Source organism: Pseudomonas sp. zfem001 (assembly GCF_032621725.1).
Classification (GTDB): domain Bacteria; phylum Pseudomonadota; class Gammaproteobacteria; order Pseudomonadales; family Pseudomonadaceae; genus Aquipseudomonas; species Aquipseudomonas sediminis.
Window position 1 is genome coordinate 1,070,314 of record NZ_JAVYJI010000001.1, and the last position, 15,131, is coordinate 1,085,444.

General features: G+C 64.2%; 16 protein-coding genes. 10 read left to right on the forward strand and 6 right to left on the reverse strand.

Annotation, left to right across the window (positions count from 1 at the left end; translation table 11 throughout):
- Positions 1–32: 32 nt before the first annotated feature.
- A complete protein-coding gene (locus RTH74_RS05120) occupies positions 33–932 on the reverse strand; it encodes an AEC family transporter (RefSeq protein WP_316913959.1) in 900 nt (299 codons plus the stop codon).
- A 273-nt stretch (positions 933–1,205) separates the two neighbouring features.
- Here RTH74_RS05120 and RTH74_RS05125 point away from each other — a divergent pair, with 273 nt between their 5' ends.
- Positions 1,206–1,685, forward strand: coding sequence for a hypothetical protein (locus RTH74_RS05125; protein WP_316913960.1), 480 nt, complete (start codon positions 1,206–1,208; stop codon positions 1,683–1,685).
- Between the two features lie 87 nt (positions 1,686–1,772).
- Here the strand turns inward: RTH74_RS05125 and RTH74_RS05130 are convergent, their stop codons facing one another.
- Both RTH74_RS05130 and RTH74_RS05135 read right to left on the reverse strand, forming a co-directional pair.
- The gene (locus RTH74_RS05130) at positions 1,773–2,894 is read right to left on the reverse strand and encodes a fatty acid desaturase (RefSeq protein WP_316913961.1); all 1,122 of its coding nucleotides are present in this window, start codon (positions 2,892–2,894) and stop codon (positions 1,773–1,775) included.
- Positions 2,852–3,937: a ferredoxin reductase gene (locus RTH74_RS05135; RefSeq protein WP_316913962.1), complete on the reverse strand. Its 1,086-nt coding sequence runs from the start codon at positions 3,935–3,937 to the stop codon at positions 2,852–2,854. Before RTH74_RS05135 ends, RTH74_RS05130 begins: the two co-directional genes overlap by 43 nt.
- A gap of 148 nt (positions 3,938–4,085) precedes the next feature.
- Here RTH74_RS05135 and RTH74_RS05140 point away from each other — a divergent pair, with 148 nt between their 5' ends.
- From RTH74_RS05140 to RTH74_RS05170, 7 genes are all read left to right on the forward strand, one after another.
- Entirely contained in the window at positions 4,086–4,721 is a 636-nt protein-coding gene (locus RTH74_RS05140) for a TetR family transcriptional regulator (protein ID WP_106732536.1), read from the forward strand.
- Positions 4,722–4,884: 163 nt separating this feature from the next.
- The gene (gene ureE, locus RTH74_RS05145; protein WP_316913963.1) at positions 4,885–5,385 is read left to right on the forward strand and encodes an urease accessory protein UreE; all 501 of its coding nucleotides are present in this window, start codon (positions 4,885–4,887) and stop codon (positions 5,383–5,385) included.
- Positions 5,386–5,419: 34 nt separating this feature from the next.
- Positions 5,420–6,094 carry an urease accessory UreF family protein gene (locus RTH74_RS05150; protein ID WP_316913964.1) on the forward strand — a complete coding sequence of 225 codons (675 nt, stop codon included), beginning with the start codon at positions 5,420–5,422 and terminating at the stop codon, positions 6,092–6,094.
- A 16-nt stretch (positions 6,095–6,110) separates the two neighbouring features.
- Positions 6,111–6,725 carry an urease accessory protein UreG gene (ureG, locus tag RTH74_RS05155; protein ID WP_013713893.1) on the forward strand — a complete coding sequence of 205 codons (615 nt, stop codon included), beginning with the start codon at positions 6,111–6,113 and terminating at the stop codon, positions 6,723–6,725.
- 20 nt (positions 6,726–6,745) lie between these two features.
- A complete protein-coding gene (locus tag RTH74_RS05160; protein WP_316913965.1) occupies positions 6,746–7,318 on the forward strand; it encodes a HupE/UreJ family protein in 573 nt (190 codons plus the stop codon).
- Positions 7,319–7,490: 172 nt separating this feature from the next.
- Complete coding sequence (locus RTH74_RS05165) at positions 7,491–8,405, forward strand: glycerophosphodiester phosphodiesterase (protein WP_316913966.1); 915 nt, start codon at positions 7,491–7,493, stop codon at positions 8,403–8,405.
- A gap of 514 nt (positions 8,406–8,919) precedes the next feature.
- Positions 8,920–9,534 carry a LysE family transporter gene (locus tag RTH74_RS05170; RefSeq protein WP_316913967.1) on the forward strand — a complete coding sequence of 205 codons (615 nt, stop codon included), beginning with the start codon at positions 8,920–8,922 and terminating at the stop codon, positions 9,532–9,534.
- Between the two features lie 84 nt (positions 9,535–9,618).
- On the opposite strand, the gene RTH74_RS05175 is transcribed toward RTH74_RS05170, so the two are convergent.
- Positions 9,619–9,759, reverse strand: a complete 141-nt coding sequence (locus tag RTH74_RS05175) for a hypothetical protein (RefSeq protein ID WP_316913968.1) — start codon at positions 9,757–9,759, stop codon at positions 9,619–9,621.
- Positions 9,760–9,770: 11 nt separating this feature from the next.
- On the opposite strand from RTH74_RS05175, the gene RTH74_RS05180 reads away from it, so the two are divergent.
- Positions 9,771–10,358 (forward strand): TIGR00730 family Rossman fold protein, encoded by a 588-nt coding sequence (locus RTH74_RS05180; protein ID WP_041976613.1) that lies wholly within the window; start codon positions 9,771–9,773, stop codon positions 10,356–10,358.
- Positions 10,359–10,423: 65 nt separating this feature from the next.
- The gene (locus RTH74_RS05185; RefSeq protein WP_316913969.1) at positions 10,424–11,359 is read left to right on the forward strand and encodes a DUF808 domain-containing protein; all 936 of its coding nucleotides are present in this window, start codon (positions 10,424–10,426) and stop codon (positions 11,357–11,359) included.
- 319 nt (positions 11,360–11,678) lie between these two features.
- On the opposite strand, the gene RTH74_RS05190 is transcribed toward RTH74_RS05185, so the two are convergent.
- Entirely contained in the window at positions 11,679–12,575 is an 897-nt protein-coding gene (locus RTH74_RS05190) for a transglutaminase family protein (RefSeq protein ID WP_179545893.1), read from the reverse strand.
- Positions 12,572–15,058 (reverse strand): circularly permuted type 2 ATP-grasp protein, encoded by a 2,487-nt coding sequence (locus RTH74_RS05195; RefSeq protein WP_316913970.1) that lies wholly within the window; start codon positions 15,056–15,058, stop codon positions 12,572–12,574. The genes RTH74_RS05190 and RTH74_RS05195 overlap by 4 nt, the downstream gene beginning before the upstream one ends.
- Positions 15,059–15,131: the final 73 nt, after the last annotated feature.

Genomic DNA, 15,131 nt, shown 5'->3' on the forward strand with positions numbered 1-15,131 from the left:
CGCCCGGAAGAGGGAATCGCCAGACAGAACAATCAGAACCCGACCAGCAGCATCCACAGCGGCAGGGAAATCGCCGCCAATAGTGTGGACAGGGAAATCGCCGCGCTGACGCTACGGCTGTCTTCGGCCGTACGGGCAAACGCCATCACGTTGACCCCGCTGGGACAAGCAGCAAGCAGCACCAACACGCTGCGCGCGGTCTCGTTGAGGCCAGATAGCTGGCCGCTGAGCCACCACACCAGCGCAGGGAAAAGCAGCAGCTTGGCCAATGCCACGCCCCAGGCCTCGCCGGTCGGGCGCAAACGATAGCGCGACAAGCTGGCGCCGAGCACGATCAGCGCGCAGGGCAACGCAGCCTGGCCCAGCCAGGTGACTGCACGCCACAGGCTTTCCGGCACCTGCAGTCCGGACAGGTTGAGTAGCGCCCCCAATCCCAGACCGATGATCATCGGGTTGGCCAGGTTCTTCAGAAGTGCACGGCCGTCGACGCGCTCCTGGCTGCCAAAGGCAGCGTAAAAGCTGTGCAGGGAAAACAGCGTGAGACTGTGAAACACCAGAATGGCGAACACGTAGAGCAGGCCGTCGTTACCCATCAGGCTGGCGATCAGCGGGATGCCCACCAGCACGTTGTTGGAGAACGCCGCTACCAATCCCAGCGGCGTTGCCGTACCACGACGCCAATGCGCCAACGCGTTGACCATGACGAACATCAGCAGTACCGGCAGGTAATAGGCCAACAACAACATCGGTGACAGACCTTCGGCCAGCGATGCCTTGGCGATGCCGGCGAACAGCAGCGTCGGCATGAACAGCTTGAAGGTGATGTTGGCCAGACCGGCCGCCGACTCGCTGGTGAGCCACTGGCGCCAGCCGAGCAGATAGCCGAGAACGATCAGAGCGAAGATCGGCAAAATTGCCTGTGCCGCGAGCATTGCTGAGCCTGCCTCCAGGGAACTGCAAAAGAGTACGGATCGAGCACGACCCGCAAAGGGCGCCAAGCATACGCGTGCCCGGCATCCAGCGCGATGCTTCACCAAATATTCGCCGCCACGCTTCTCACCCGGCCACAAGCCACGAGATAGAGCCTCTCGATCAAGTATTGAGGGGGTCGATGTTCACTATCAGGCCAGTCAAGTTCTTATCTGCGCTCATGTCCTTAAGAATTGATTCCGAAGCCACTTATTACTCCCTAAGGAGACATCGACATGAAAGCTCAACTGACCCTCGCCACTCTGGCCCTTAGTCTGATCACCACCAGCGTATTCGCCGCTCCGAGCAGCGCGCCCTTCCCTCTGGTGGGTGAAGCCAAGGACAGCCAGGTCCAACAACAACTCGTCGCACCGCTGGCCGAGAACGGCTCCGAACGCACTCCGGGCGCTCAACGCATTCAACTGGCCGAAGATGGTTACGACCGTACTCCCGGCAGCCAGCGCATTCAGCTGGTAGAAGGTGGATATGAACGTACCCCTGGCGCACAGCGCATCCAGCTGGCTGAAGACGGCTCTGACCGCACTCCCGGCAGCCAGCGTATCCAGCTGGTAGAAGGCGGCTATGAGCGTACCCCTGGTGCCCAACGCGTTCAGTTGGCCGAAGGTGGCTACGAACGTACTCCTGGCGCACAGCGTGTACAGCTGGCCGAAGGCGGCTCTGATCGCCTGATCGAGCAACGTGGACGCACTGCCTAAGTGCTATCGCAAGACCCCAAGCCCGGCACAAGCCGGGCTTTTTCATGCCCGCGATTTATAGGCGAGCGAGCACTGGCACGCAGCGAGTCACGCCATCCCAGCAGAGGGCAAGCGGTAGATCCAGATACGTCGCAGCACAGTCGAAAACTGCCCCCACAAGGTGCCGCAGTTATAATGCTGGCCATAACGCTCGGCGATCCGGCGCACCTCCCGCGCCAGCTCGGCATAGCGCCGCGCAGGCAGATCCGGGAACAGGTGATGCTCGATCTGATGGCTGAGGTTGCCGGTCAGAATATGCAGCAGCGGCCCACCGGACAGGTTGCTCGAGCCGCGCAGTTGCCGCAGATACCAGTGCCCGCGCGTCTCCCCTTGCAATATTTCGGGCGCAAAGACCGCCGCCCTTTCAGTGAAATGGCCGCAGAAGATCACCAGAAAGGTCCATAGATTGCGCAGCAGATTGGCCACCAGATTGCCGGTCAGCACGGCCATGACATTGGCACCGAGCAGCAAGGCCAGCAGCGGAAACGCCAGATAGTCCTTGCCCCACTGCCGCGCCAGCTTGGCGCCGAACTGACGGGCCAGCGGCTTCACTTCGTCCCTGCTGATACGCCCCTTGACCAGCTTGTCCAGGCGCAGGTGCTGGATCGCCACCGCGTACTGGAACAGCAGCGCCTGTATCGTCACCCACAGGGGCTGCCAGCGGTAGAAAGGCTTCCAACGCTGCTCCGGGAACAGCCGCACCACGCCGTAGCCGACGTCATCGTCCATGCCCAGCACGTTGGTGTAGGTGTGATGCACGTGGTTATGGGTGTGCCGCCAGAAGTCAGCGGGGCCGACGATGTCCCATTCATACTGACGCCCGGCGAATTCCGGGTCGTTCATCCAGTCGTACTGGCCGTGCATCACGTTGTGGCCCAGCTCCATGTTCTCGAGGATCTTGCCAAGGCCCAGCAAGAATGTGCCGAGCAGCCAGGTCGGCGGGAACCAACCGAACATCAGCAGCGCGCGGCCGCTCCAGCAGCACAGTCGCACCACACCACGCACACGGCGGATATAGCGAGCATCGCTTTCGCCAAGGTCGGCCAGCGTGCGCTGGCGCAAGACATCCAGCTCCTGGCCGAAGGCTTCGAGCTCGGCGGGGGTCAACTCACGATCAGGACGATTGCTCACAGGTCGATCTCCACATCCCCATGCGGGGCGCTGACACATAGACGGACGGGCTGCCCCGGCTCGGCGAACAGCTCACCGCTACGCAGATCACGCACCGTGCCGGCCAGCAGCAAACAGGTACAACTGGTACAGATGCCCTGACGGCAGCCATGAGCCGGGCGCAGCCCGGCAGCTTCGGCCTGCTCCAGCAGACTCGCGTTGCTGCTGCCGGAGACCTGCTGCCGGCTCCGGGCGAAGCTCAAGCGGACCTCGCCAGCCTCCGTTTCGGCCAGCATCGGAAGCGGACTGAAGCTTTCCGATTGCACGCTGCTGCCGCGTCCGGCGGCATGCCACCAACCACACGCCTGCTCGACGAAACCACGCGGGCCACAAACCCGCAGATGATCCCCCGGCAACGCGGCCAGCCGTTCGGCCGACAGGCGATCACCCTCGCCACTGAAAACCCGCTGCACCTGGAAGTTGGCATGACGTGCCGACAATGCCTGCAGCTCTGCGGCAAAAGCCTGTTGCCCCTGATGACGAACCTGATGCAGCAACGTCACTGGCGCAGCGAAGCCACGCGAGAGAGCGTCACGCAGCAGGCCGAGCAACGGGGTGATGCCGCTGCCAGCCGCCAGCAACAACACGGCGTTGTGCTCCTGCGGCCAGGCGAATTCACCGAATGCCTGGCCCAACTCGATCACCTCACCCACCTCCAGGTGATCAAGCAGCAAATTGGACAGGCGCCCGCCCGGCTGACGTTTGATCGCAATCTCGATGCGCCCGCCGGCTGCTACCGAAGACAGGCTGTAACTGCGTCCGTGACGCACGCCGTCCTGCTCCAGATACAGCTGGACATGCTGCCCAGCTCGCCAGTCACGCGCATTGCCATTGCAGCGCAGTTGCAGTGCCAGCATGTCGTCGGCGACCCAGCGGCGCGCCTCGACCTGAGCGAACACACGATTGAGGCGCAGCGCCGCGTGCAACTGACGCAGGCACAGATCGACATCCGCTTCACGCAGCCAGCCGTTCGCACAAAGCTGACGCAGAGGCTGTAGGTAAGCCGCCAGCCACCGCGCCCCTGAGAGAGAAAGTAAAGCCATCGAAGAATTCCAGTGAACACTTGTGCACAAGGCTGACAGATAGCCCGCATTTCAGTCAACAGTCGCTCACCGAACTATGCAGGCTCGGTTCGACGCTGGCGTCGCGCATTTGTTAGAGTGCGGCATCGCTCAACGACCCCGATCTCGCATGACGCCACGCGCCGAACAAAAGCAGCAGACCCGCCAGGCCCTGATGGCTGCCGCCCTCACGCTGATGGAAAGCGGGCGCGGCTTTGGCAGCCTGAGCCTGCGCGAGGTCACCCGCGTCGCTGGTATCGTGCCCACCGGTTTCTACCGCCATTTCGCTGACATGGACGAACTGGGTCTGGCGCTGGTGGCGGAAGTCGGTGAAACCTTCCGTGCGGCGATCCGCCAGGTGCGTCGCCACGAGTTCGAAATGCGCGGCATGATCGACGCCTCGGTGCGTATCTTCCTTGCCGAAGTGGCCGCCAATCGCGCCCAGTTTCTGTTCCTCGCCCGCGAGCAGTACGGTGGCTCACAACCGGTGCGCCAGGCCGTTGCGGCCCTGCGCGAACGCATCACCAGCGACCTGGCCGCCGACCTCAAGCTGATGAACCGTATGCCGCACCTCGACGATGCAGCGCGCGACGTGGTGTCGGACCTGGTGGTGAAGACCGTATTCGCCACCCTGCCCGAACTGATCGACCCACCCGCTGAAACCCTGCCGGCGCACCTCACCGCAGAAGCCAAGGTCATTCAGCAGCTGCGCTTCATCATGGTCGGTGGCAAGCACTGGTTGGGCCTGGGCAAGCCCTCCGACTAGAGCGCACCAAAATCGATCACCACTGACAAAAACGCACCAAATCAAACCTGACCGCCTCGCCAAGTTATCCACAACAGGCTTGAACGCCCCGCCTTGCGCCACTCTCCAGCCTTGGCAAGCCACTTGCACTATTTCCGGGCACATTGCCCCGGAATAGATACGCATGCTGGTGATCCACTCCCGAATCGCGCCGCAGAGCGCCTGCGACGCTGAACTGGAACTGACCTTCGAAGCCCGCAGTAAAAGCCGCCTGCGCTGTTTCACCACTAGCGGTGAGGAGGTAGGCCTGTTCCTTGAGCGCGGCCAACCGGCGCTGGCCGATGGTGAGTGTCTGCTGACCAAGGACGGGCGCACCGTCAAGGTACTAGCCAAGGCTGAGCCGCTGCTGCACGTGACCTGCGCCAGCCCCTTCGAGCTGATGCGCGCCGCCTACCACCTGGGCAACCGCCATGTCGCCCTGCAACTGGGTGACGGCTGGCTGCGCCTGCCTGACGACTACGTGCTCAAGGCCATGCTCGAACAGCTCGGTGCCACGGTCGAAGCCGTCGAAGCGCCCTATCAGCCCGAGCAAGGCGCCTACGGCGGCGGCCATCACCATTCCCATCACGGCGATGAAGAATTCAACTACGGTCCACGCCTGCACCAATTCGGGGTACGCAAGTGACGCTGCCCCCATCGAGCCTGGCAAAGGCAACGTCATGAAACCTGCCTGGGCATTGTTGCGCCTGGCCAGCCCGCAGCTGCCGATTGGCGGCTACAGCTACTCGCAAGGCCTGGAATGGGCCATCGACAGCGGCCTGATTACGGATGCCGCAAGCGCCGAGTGCTGGCTGGCCGATCAACTGACGCTCAACCTCGCCCGCTTCGAGGCGCCGCTGCTACTGGCTCACTGCCGCGCCGCAGACGAGGGCGACTGGCCGTGCCTGCAGCAACTGGCCGAGCAGCACCGCGCCAGCCGCGAGACACGCGAGCTGGCTCTGGAGAGCCGGCAGATGGGTTACTCGCTGCGGCAGTTGCTCGAAGGCCTGCCCGAACTGGACGAGGCGGCGCGTGAAGCACTTGCAGCCCAGGACGAACCCGGCCTGGCACTGGCCTGGGCCCTGGCCGCACGCGCCTGGCAGATCAGCCCGGACGACGCTCTCGCCGCCTGGCTCTGGGGCTGGCTGGAAAACCAGCTGGCCGTGCTGATGAAGGTGTTGCCGCTGGGTCAGCAGGCCGCCCAACGCCTGACCAGCTGCCTGCTACCGCAGCTCGATGCCGCCCAGCAGCAAGCCGCCACCCTTTCCCCTGAACACTGGGGCAGCGCCGCCTTCGGCCTGGCCCTGGCGAGCATGGCGCACGAGCGCCAGTACTCACGTCTCTTCCGCTCCTGACGAGGAACAACAGCACATGAACAGCCAACCCCTGCGTGTCGGCATCGGCGGCCCGGTCGGTTCCGGCAAGACCGCCCTGACCCTGGCCCTGTGCCGCGCCCTGCGCGAGCGCTACAACATCGCCGTGGTCACCAACGACATCTATACCCAGGAAGACGCCCAGTTCCTGGTGCGCAACGAGGCCCTGGAGCCCGAGCGCATCATCGGCGTGGAAACCGGCGGCTGCCCGCATACCGCCATCCGCGAAGACGCCTCGATCAACCTGGAGGCCGTCGAACAACTCAACCGCCGTTTCCCCGGCCTGGACCTGATCATCGTCGAATCCGGCGGGGACAACCTTTCCGCCACCTTCAGCCCGGAACTGTCCGACCTGACCCTGTACGTGATCGACGTATCGGCCGGCGACAAGCTGCCTCGCAAGGGCGGCCCGGGCATCTGCAAATCCGACCTGCTGGTGATCAACAAGGTCGACCTCGCGCCCATGGTCGGCGCCTCGCTGGAGGTCATGGAGCGCGACACGCTGAAGATGCGCGGCGACAAGCCCTTCGTCTTCAGCAACCAGAAAGTCGGCCAGGGTCTCGACGAGATCATCGCCTTCATCGAACGCCAGGGCATGCTCACAGCGGCCTGATTCCACTCAAGGAGAACCTCATGAATCTGCGCAAAACCCTCTACGCCGTTGCCCTGTTCTGTACCCCGGCGCTGGCCTTTGCTCACCCCGGGCACGGCGACTCCGGGCTCATGGCCGGCCTCGCCCACCCGGTGTTCGGCCTGGATCACCTGCTGGCGATGTTCGCCGTCGGCCTGTGGGCCGCGCAACAGAGCGGTGCGGCGCGCTGGGCGCTGCCAGTGACCTTCGTTGGCACCATGCTGGTCGGCGGCCTCCTCGGCTTCGCCGGTGTAGAGATCCCGCTGATGGAGACCGGCATCGCAGGTTCGGTTCTGGCCTTCGGCCTGCTGGTAGCCGTGGCTGCACGCCTGCCCATGGTGGTATCCGTTGCCCTGACCGCGCTCTTCGCCCTCACCCACGGCGTCGCCCACGGCCTGGAACTGCCTGATCTGGTCAGCCCCTTCGGTTACGCCATCGGCTTCATCGTCGCCACCGCGGCGCTGCACGCCATCGGCTTTGCCCTGGTGCGCTTCCTGCCGCAAGCGGCGGCACCGCTGGTGCGTATCGCCGGTGCAGCCTCGGCAGCGACCGGTGTCTGGTTGCTGGCTAGCTGAAGAGCCGCAGCGAATAACGGCTCACCCTACCGCCGTAGGGTGCGCCATGCGCACCGGTGCCGGCTTGCCCATTGCGGATCTTGCGATGGGCCCGGCGCCCCTTCAGCCGCAATGCTTGCCAATGCCTCTGTAGTGGGGCACAAAGTCCCGAACCGCTTTCGAGACCCGGCCCATGCTGCGCATCACCAGATTTCTTCTCGTCCCGCTGCTGCTGATCGGCGTCGTCGTGCTGGTGATCACACTGACCAGCCGCCCGTCGAGCACGCCTGCAGTGCTCGAAGACCTCGGCGAGCGCCCTCTGGTGATCGCCCATCGCGGTGGCAAGGGGCTGTGGCCGGAGAACACCCTGTTCGCCTTCGAACGCGCCACCGCTCTCGGCGTCGATATGCTGGAGATGGATCTGCACCTGAGCCAGGACGCCAAGCTGGTGGTGATCCACGATGACACCCTGGAGCGCACCACCAATGGCCAAGGCCCGGTCGCGCACTTCAGCCTCGCCGAACTGCAAGCGCTCGATGCCGGCTACAAATGGACGGCCGATGGCGGTCAGAGCTATCCCTACCGTGGTCAGGGTACGCGCATTGCCGCACTGGAAGAGGTGTTCGAGCGCTTCCCATTGATCCCCAAGGCGCTCGAAATCAAGGTGCCCGATGTCGGTATGGAAGCTGTGCTCTGCGAGATGTTGGCAGCTTATGACCAACTCGATCGGGTCATTGTCGGCAGCTTTCATGAACGCAGTCTCAAACGCTTCAGGGAGCTCTGTCCGGAGGTCGCCACCGCGGCCGGACCGGTTTCGGTGCGCCTGCTGCTGGCGCTCAACTGGCTGGGCCTGAGCGACCTGCTGTCGCCTTCCTACCCAGTGCTGCAGATACCGCCTGAGCACAGCGGCCTGGCCCTGGCCACACCTCGGCTGGTTCGCAATGCACAGGCGCGCGGCCTACAGGTACATCTGTGGACGATCAACGAGCAACCCAGCATGCGCGCGCTGTTGGAGATGGGCGTCAACGGCCTGATCACCGACTATCCGGATCGCGCCTTGCAGTTGCTGGGGCGCTCCACCCAGCTCGGTGCGTTGACCGAAGACTAAGCGCACAGCGCGGGCAAACACTGACCCAACGTGAGCCAGCGCGCGCCATCACCAGCTTACCCACAGACTCATCAACAGATTCAGGGGATAATCTTCACCCTGCGATTGACCATCAGAAAAAACACTGGACAAACGCACGTAATCCGCCCCCTTCGCGGCGCCCACAACGGCCTGATCAAAAAAACGCCAAAGCGCTGAAGCGCTCGCCGGCAAAGGGCTACGACAAGGTTTACAGAAGTTATCAACAACATCACCCACAGCTCTCGTGGACAAACGCAAAGCTCGACTACAGCTTCGCGAAAACATGTCAAGTCTCTGTGTACAAAGGGAAAATGCCACTGATCAAATCTTCATCAGCACCATGAAAACGGCGCCATTTAAGCCCCACAGACAGGCACCACCAGCTTATCCACAGTTATTCCCACAGGCTTCGTGGAAAACTTTATTTTCCCCACCTGGCATGCTGCCTGCTTAGGCGAGTAGCCTTCGTTTCCCTGCCTAGTAAGGACGCTTCATGTTCAGTTTCTTCCTCGCCGCCATGCTGCTTGGTTTCGTGTTCAACGCCGCTCCGGGTGCCGTGTTCAGCGAAACCCTGCGCCGCGGCCTGCGTGACGGCTACAGACCTGCGCTGCTGGTGCAGATCGGCTCGCTGGTGGGCGACGCCACTTGGGCCGCACTCGGTCTCACCGGCCTGGCACTGCTGCTCGACAGCGCACAGATTCGCTACCCGCTGACGCTGGCCAGCGCGCTCTACCTGGCCTGGCTTGGCTATCAGTCGCTACGCGACGCCCATCGCCCGCCACAACCCAGCGACGATGGCCAGGTTGCTGCCGGTGGCGCTTTTGCCGCTGGCGCGGCGTTATCGCTGACCAACCCGCAGAACATCGTCTACTGGGCGGCGATGGGTGGTGCGATGGCCGCCATCGGTGTCGCCCAGCCAACACCCATGCATTTGGCGGTGTTCTTCGCCGGGTTCATGGTGTCGTCAATCCTTTGGTGCTTCATCTGCGCCGGCCTGGTGGACTGGTTCCGCCGCGCCGCCTCGCTGCTCTGGCACCGCTTGACCTATGCAGCCTGCGGCGTGGTGCTGCTGGGCCTGGCCGGGATGAGTGCGCTGGAACTGATCTGATCGCACGGCGGCTATCGCCATCATCGAAACAATCTAACGGCGCGGCGCCGGCATCGGGACTAGCCTGAACAGCATGTCCCTGCGTCAGGAAGCCGCGCCATGCACCTCAACGACCTGCTCAAGCAACTGCTCGCCAGCTACGCCTGCGCTACCTGCGGCATTGATACGCGGCACTGACACTTGGTGGCTGCGTAGCGACTGGTTACCCTTGGCGTATTCAGCCAAGGAGTTCGTCCATGTCCCTGCGTAGCGTCTGCGTCTTCTGTGGAGCCAGCCCCGGCGCCAGCCCTATCTACCGCGAAGCCGCCGAAGCGCTGGGTCAGCACCTGGCCGAGCGTGGCATTCGCCTGATCTACGGCGGCGGCGCCGTCGGCCTGATGGGTGTAGTCGCCGATGCGGCGCTCAATGCCGGTGGCGAAGTGATCGGCATCATCCCGCAAAGCCTGGAGCGCGCCGAAATCGGCCACCGCGGTCTGACCTGCCTGGAAGTGGTGGATGGTATGCACGCACGCAAGGCGCGCATGGCTGAGCTGGCCGACGCCTTCATCGCCCTGCCCGGCGGCCTCGGCACCCTGGAAGAACTGTTCGAGGTATGGACCTGGGGCCAATTGGGCTATCACGCCAAACCGCTGGGCCTGCTGGAAGTGAATGGCTTCTACAGCAAGCTGGGTGACTTCCTCGATCACCTGGTTGCCGAGCGTTTCGTCCGTGCGCAGCACCGCGAGATGCTGCAGATTGCCGATAGCCCGCAAAACCTGCTCGATGCCCTGAGCGAATGGCGCCCCAGCGCGGCACCGAAGTGGGTGGATCGCGCGCCCGTCTGAGCCTATACGCAGACATGTAACACAATGCTACGCTCTGCGGCTTGTCTCCCTACGGAAGCCGCAACATGGCCGGAAGCAGCCTGCTCGCCCTGATCGACGACATCAGTACCGTACTCGACGACGTCGCCACCATGACCAAGATCGCCGCGCGCAAGACCGCCGGCGTGCTCGGTGACGACCTCGCGCTCAATGCCCAGCAGGTCACAGGCGTACGCGCAGACCGCGAGCTGCCGGTGGTCTGGGCGGTCGCCAAGGGTTCGCTGCTGAACAAGGCGATTCTGGTGCCGGCCGCCCTGCTGATCAGCGCCGTGGCGCCCTGGCTGGTTGTGCCGCTGCTGATGCTCGGCGGCCTGTTCCTCTGCTACGAGGGCGCCGAGAAACTGGTGCACAAGCTGCTGCACCGCCATGGGGAGGACGACAAGCAGGCACACCTGAATGCCATCGCCGACCCCGAGGTCGACCTGGTGGCATTCGAGCGCGAGAAGATTCGTGGCGCCGTGCGCACCGACTTCATCCTCTCGGCGGAAATCATCGCCATCACCCTCGGCACCGTCGCTGCTGCCAGTTTTCTCAATCAGGTGCTGGTGCTCAGCGGCATCGCGCTGGTGATGACCGCCGGGGTTTACGGGCTGGTCGCCGGCATCGTCAAACTGGACGACGCCGGGCTCTATCTCAGCCAGCGCACCAGTGCCTTCGCCCAGGCCTGTGGTCGCGGCATCCTGCGCCTGGCTCCGTGGTTGATGAAGACGCTGTCAGTGGTTGGCACAGCCGCGATGTTCATGGTCGGTGGTGGCATTCTCAGCCACGGCCTGCCGCCAGTGGAGACAGCAGTACACCATGCAGCCGAGTGGGTGGAGCGCGATGCCGGGCACCTAGTGTCGCTGCTCGTCCCCACCCTGCTCAATGCGCTGTTCGGCATCCTCGCTGGCTTGCTGACGCTGCCGCTGGTCAGCCTGTTCGGCCGCCTCTGGCAGTCACTTCGGCCCGCCAAGGCCGAGTGAAAAGATCAAAGCGTGTGCAAACGCCTGCGGCCCTTGGCCCGCGCTGCCTGGAGGGATTCTCCCCAAGCTTATCCACAGCTTGCTCCCCGTTTTTCGGGGATAAACATCGAATCCACTCCGGGCGCACTATCGATGCGCGAGGATTCAAGACAAGCCACTGGTTTACTTGAAGTTTTTCACCCTTCACAGGTGTATTTCAGCGCGTTGGCGAAAAGCTGAACAATGCCCTGCAAGCCCCGAAACGGCGGGATTGCAGCGGTTGTTCCAGAATTTGTGTACAGAGTTACCCACAGATTACGTGCACAACTGCTGCCACCATTTATCCCGCCAACGGCAACACGGTCACCTGCACTTCCGGGTCGTGGCTGCCGCCCCCGAGAATCACCCCACGCAGCGGCGACACATCGGAGAAATCCCGCCCCCAAGCCAGGGTGATGTGCTCCAGTGCCGGGCGCACGTTGTTGGTCGGATCGAAGTCCACCCAGCCCTGACGCGGGCAATACAGCGAGACCCAGGCATGCGAGGCATCCGCACCGATCAGCCGAGGCTGGCCGGGCGGTGGCTGAGTTAGCAGGTAGCCGCTGACGTAACGCGCCGCCAGCCCACGCGAACGCAGACAGGCAAGCATCAGGTGGGCGAAGTCCTGGCACACCCCACGTTTTTCCTCTAGCACTTGCAGCAGCGGCGTGGCCACCTGAGTGGCTTCGGCATCGAAGCTGAATTCGTCGAAGATCTTCTGCATCAGCGCCTGGCACGCCTGCAGCAGCGGGCGCTCCGGCGTGAAGCAATCGTCGCCGTAGTCGGCGAACACCTGCTTGAGGCGCACGTAGGGCGATTCGAAGCGGTAGCGCGCCGCCTCCAGCAACGCCGGCGCCATCCGTTTGCCGCTGTAGCTGAGAGCCGCGCTGGTAGCCTCCCAGCTCGGCGAGTCATCCAGCTCCAGCGCTGGCCGTTCCAGCACTTCGACGCGCAGCCGAGCGCTGACGACCAACGCCTCATGTGGGCGCTCGAACACCAGGCGGGTCAGGGGGTTGCCGAACACGTCCAGGCCGTCACGACGCTGACAGGGCTGTGGGTCGATACGCAATTCCTGTTCATGACAACGCTGCCAGGGGCATTCGCGCGGCCACAGGTGCGCCAGTTGCTGGGCCAGGGAAACCGGCGCCGAGTAACGATAATGGGTGTCGTGGAGAACCTGATACAACGCGCTGCTCATGAGGATTGCGTCCGCTGACTGACATCGACATGGGCGAAGAAACGCAGCCCGAGGTGATCGGACACCGCGCCAGCGGCCTCGCTGATGGCCACCAGCAAATCGGCAAGCCCCTCGAGCACCGCCCGGGTACTGCCTGGGCCGAACAGCGGGTTTTCCAGGCTGGCCAGGCTGAAGGCGGTGAGCTGCTGCTCCAGATAGACCAGGTAGCGCTCGGCCGGCAGCTCGAAACGCTCGTTGAGCCCTTCCAGCGAGCGCAGCAAGGTGCGCATCTGGAAGATCACGGCGTGCGGGTTCTGTTCATCGAGCAACAGCAGGTCGAGCACCGGAATCAACTGCGCCGAAGCCAGGTAACGGGTACGGTAGGTGATGCTACTGTTGCCCAGCTCCAGCAACCATTCCAGGGCCGACTGGTCAGTGGCCGAGCCGCTGCGCAGGAAGCCGGCGAAGCTGTCGCAAAGAAACTGCAAGCGCTCGATGTAACGACCGAGCATGAGGAAGCGCCAGCCGTCGTCGCGCGTCATGTCATCGAGGGCAAAGCCCGACAGCGCCGCCAGCGACATCAGCAGACGGTTGAGAAAATCCAGCAGCTCGCCGAAATCGGCCGGCTGGCCTTCGAGCAACTGCGCCTCGCACTGCAGTTCCACCAGCGCCTGCCAGTTGGCCTGGGACAGCTTGCCGCGCACACTGCCAGCGGCCCACTGCAAGCGCTGCAGATTGGAGCGCAGGCTGGCCGGCCAGTCGCTGCCGAGCAACGCCTGCAACAGACGCTCCGCCAGTTCACCCTCGTCGGGATCTGCCAGCAGGCCCAATTCCTGCGCCAGCGCCAGCGCGCTCTGCAGCGCCTGCGGGTCGTCATCGTCATCGACGTAGCGCGCCAGCATGATGCGCAGCAGCCGCGCATTGCCCTCGCAGCGCTCGGCGTAACGACCGAACCAGTAGAGATTCTCCACCACGCGTGAAGGCAGGAAGGGGTCGCTGCGGACCAGGTCGGCGGTGCCGAGCGTACGCTGCGTCTGCCAGGGCTCGCCGCCGCTCTGCCGCGTGCCGAGCACCCAGGTATCCTTGCTCGCCCCGCCGCGCTGCATCGACACGACCTCGGCATCGGCCTCGGCGGCCACACGCGTCAGGCCACCCGGCATCACCCGATAGCCATCGGCGCTGGCCACGGCGAACACGCGCATGCCGATGGCCCGCGGCTGCAAACCGCTGCCATCCCACACCGGAGCCTGTGACAACTTGGCCCGCGCTTGCGCGACATAGGCGTAGGGACGTGCCTGCAGGCGCTCGGCCAGCTTGGCGCGCTGCGCCTCGTCCAGATCACGGCCGAACACCGGATTGAAGCTCTGCGAGGGGAAGGCCGGACGTACCAGCAACTGGTCGAGTTTCTCCAGCGCCTCGTCCAGCACTGGCGGCTCGCCGCACCACCAACTGGCGATGGATGGCAGCAGCAGTTCTTCACCCAACAGGTGCTCGCTGATCGCCGGCAAAAAGCCGGGCAGGCCGGGGGATTCCAGCACGCCGCTGCCCAGGGCATTGGCCACCAGCACGCGGCCACGGCGCACGGCCTCGAGCAGGCCAGGTACGCCAAGGGCAGAATCGGTACGCAGCTCCAGCGGGTCGCAGTAGTCGTCGTCGAGACGACGCAGCACCGCGTGTACGCGGCGCAGGCCGGCCAGAGTCTTGAGGTAGAGGGTGGCGTCGCGCACGGTCAGGTCGCTGCCTTCGACCAGTGGATAACCGAGCTGGCGCGCCAGGTACAGGTGTTCGAAGTAGCTCTCGTTGAAGCGCCCCGGCGTCAGCAATACCACCAGCGGCGTCTCGCCGCCACTCGGCGCCTGACGTGCCAGGGTGTCCTGCAAGGTACGGAAGAAGCCGGCCAGATACTGCACGCGCAGGTCGCGGTACAGCTCGGGGAAGGCGCGCGAGACGATCTGCCGGTTCTCCAGCGCATAACCGGCACCGGAGGGTGCCTGGGTGCGGTCGGCGGTGACCCACCAGCGCCCGTCCGGCGCTCGGGCCAGATCCACTGCATACAGATGCAGCCAGGTGCCGCCCGGCGCCTGCATGCCCTGGCACGGCCAGAGGAAATTGTTGTGGCCGAACACCAGTTCGGTCGGCAGCAAGCCTTCAGCGATCAGCTTCTGCGGGCCATACAGATCGGCCAGCACGCGGTTGAGCAAGGTCGCGCGCTGCGCCACGCCAGCGGCGATCTGCTGCCACTCGTCAGCGGGGATCAGATTGGGCAGCAGGTCGAGTTCCCACGGGCGGTCGGCGCCGTCCGGGTCGGCGTAGACGTTGTAGGTAACGCCGTTTTCCTGAATCTGCCGCGCCAACATTGCCTCGCGCTGCGCCAGGTGTTCCGGGCGGCTGCGTGCCAGTTGCTCGTAAAGGCGGCGCCAATGCGGGCGCACGTTGCCCTTGGCGTCGAGCAGTTCGTGGTAGGCCCCGGCAGGGGGCGGATAATCAGCTAGCAGGTCGTGCATGGCAGGCTCGGCAGTGGCAAGGCGGTGCAAATCCTTGAAGCACCGTGGGAGGGGCTTTAGCCGCGACCGTCGC

Excerpts from the sequence above, each read along its gene's own strand:
- RTH74_RS05130 (WP_316913961.1), bottom strand. The coding sequence starts at position 2,894 with ATGTGTCAGCGCCCCGCATGGGGATGTGGAGATCGACCTGTGAGCAAT.
- ureG (WP_013713893.1), top strand. The coding sequence starts at position 6,111 with ATGAACAGCCAACCCCTGCGTGTCGGCATCGGCGGCCCGGTCGGTTCC.
- RTH74_RS05140 (WP_106732536.1), top strand. The coding sequence starts at position 4,086 with ATGACGCCACGCGCCGAACAAAAGCAGCAGACCCGCCAGGCCCTGATG.
- RTH74_RS05170 (WP_316913967.1), top strand. The coding sequence starts at position 8,920 with ATGTTCAGTTTCTTCCTCGCCGCCATGCTGCTTGGTTTCGTGTTCAAC.
- RTH74_RS05135 (WP_316913962.1), bottom strand. The coding sequence starts at position 3,937 with ATGGCTTTACTTTCTCTCTCAGGGGCGCGGTGGCTGGCGGCTTACCTA.
- RTH74_RS05120 (WP_316913959.1), bottom strand. The coding sequence starts at position 932 with ATGCTCGCGGCACAGGCAATTTTGCCGATCTTCGCTCTGATCGTTCTC.
- RTH74_RS05165 (WP_316913966.1), top strand. The coding sequence starts at position 7,491 with ATGCTGCGCATCACCAGATTTCTTCTCGTCCCGCTGCTGCTGATCGGC.
- RTH74_RS05180 (WP_041976613.1), top strand. The coding sequence starts at position 9,771 with ATGTCCCTGCGTAGCGTCTGCGTCTTCTGTGGAGCCAGCCCCGGCGCC.
- RTH74_RS05125 (WP_316913960.1), top strand. The coding sequence starts at position 1,206 with ATGAAAGCTCAACTGACCCTCGCCACTCTGGCCCTTAGTCTGATCACC.
- RTH74_RS05150 (WP_316913964.1), top strand. The coding sequence starts at position 5,420 with ATGAAACCTGCCTGGGCATTGTTGCGCCTGGCCAGCCCGCAGCTGCCG.
- RTH74_RS05160 (WP_316913965.1), top strand. The coding sequence starts at position 6,746 with ATGAATCTGCGCAAAACCCTCTACGCCGTTGCCCTGTTCTGTACCCCG.
- RTH74_RS05195 (WP_316913970.1), bottom strand. The coding sequence starts at position 15,058 with ATGCACGACCTGCTAGCTGATTATCCGCCCCCTGCCGGGGCCTACCAC.
- RTH74_RS05185 (WP_316913969.1), top strand. The coding sequence starts at position 10,424 with ATGGCCGGAAGCAGCCTGCTCGCCCTGATCGACGACATCAGTACCGTA.
- RTH74_RS05190 (WP_179545893.1), bottom strand. The coding sequence starts at position 12,575 with ATGAGCAGCGCGTTGTATCAGGTTCTCCACGACACCCATTATCGTTAC.
- ureE (WP_316913963.1), top strand. The coding sequence starts at position 4,885 with ATGCTGGTGATCCACTCCCGAATCGCGCCGCAGAGCGCCTGCGACGCT.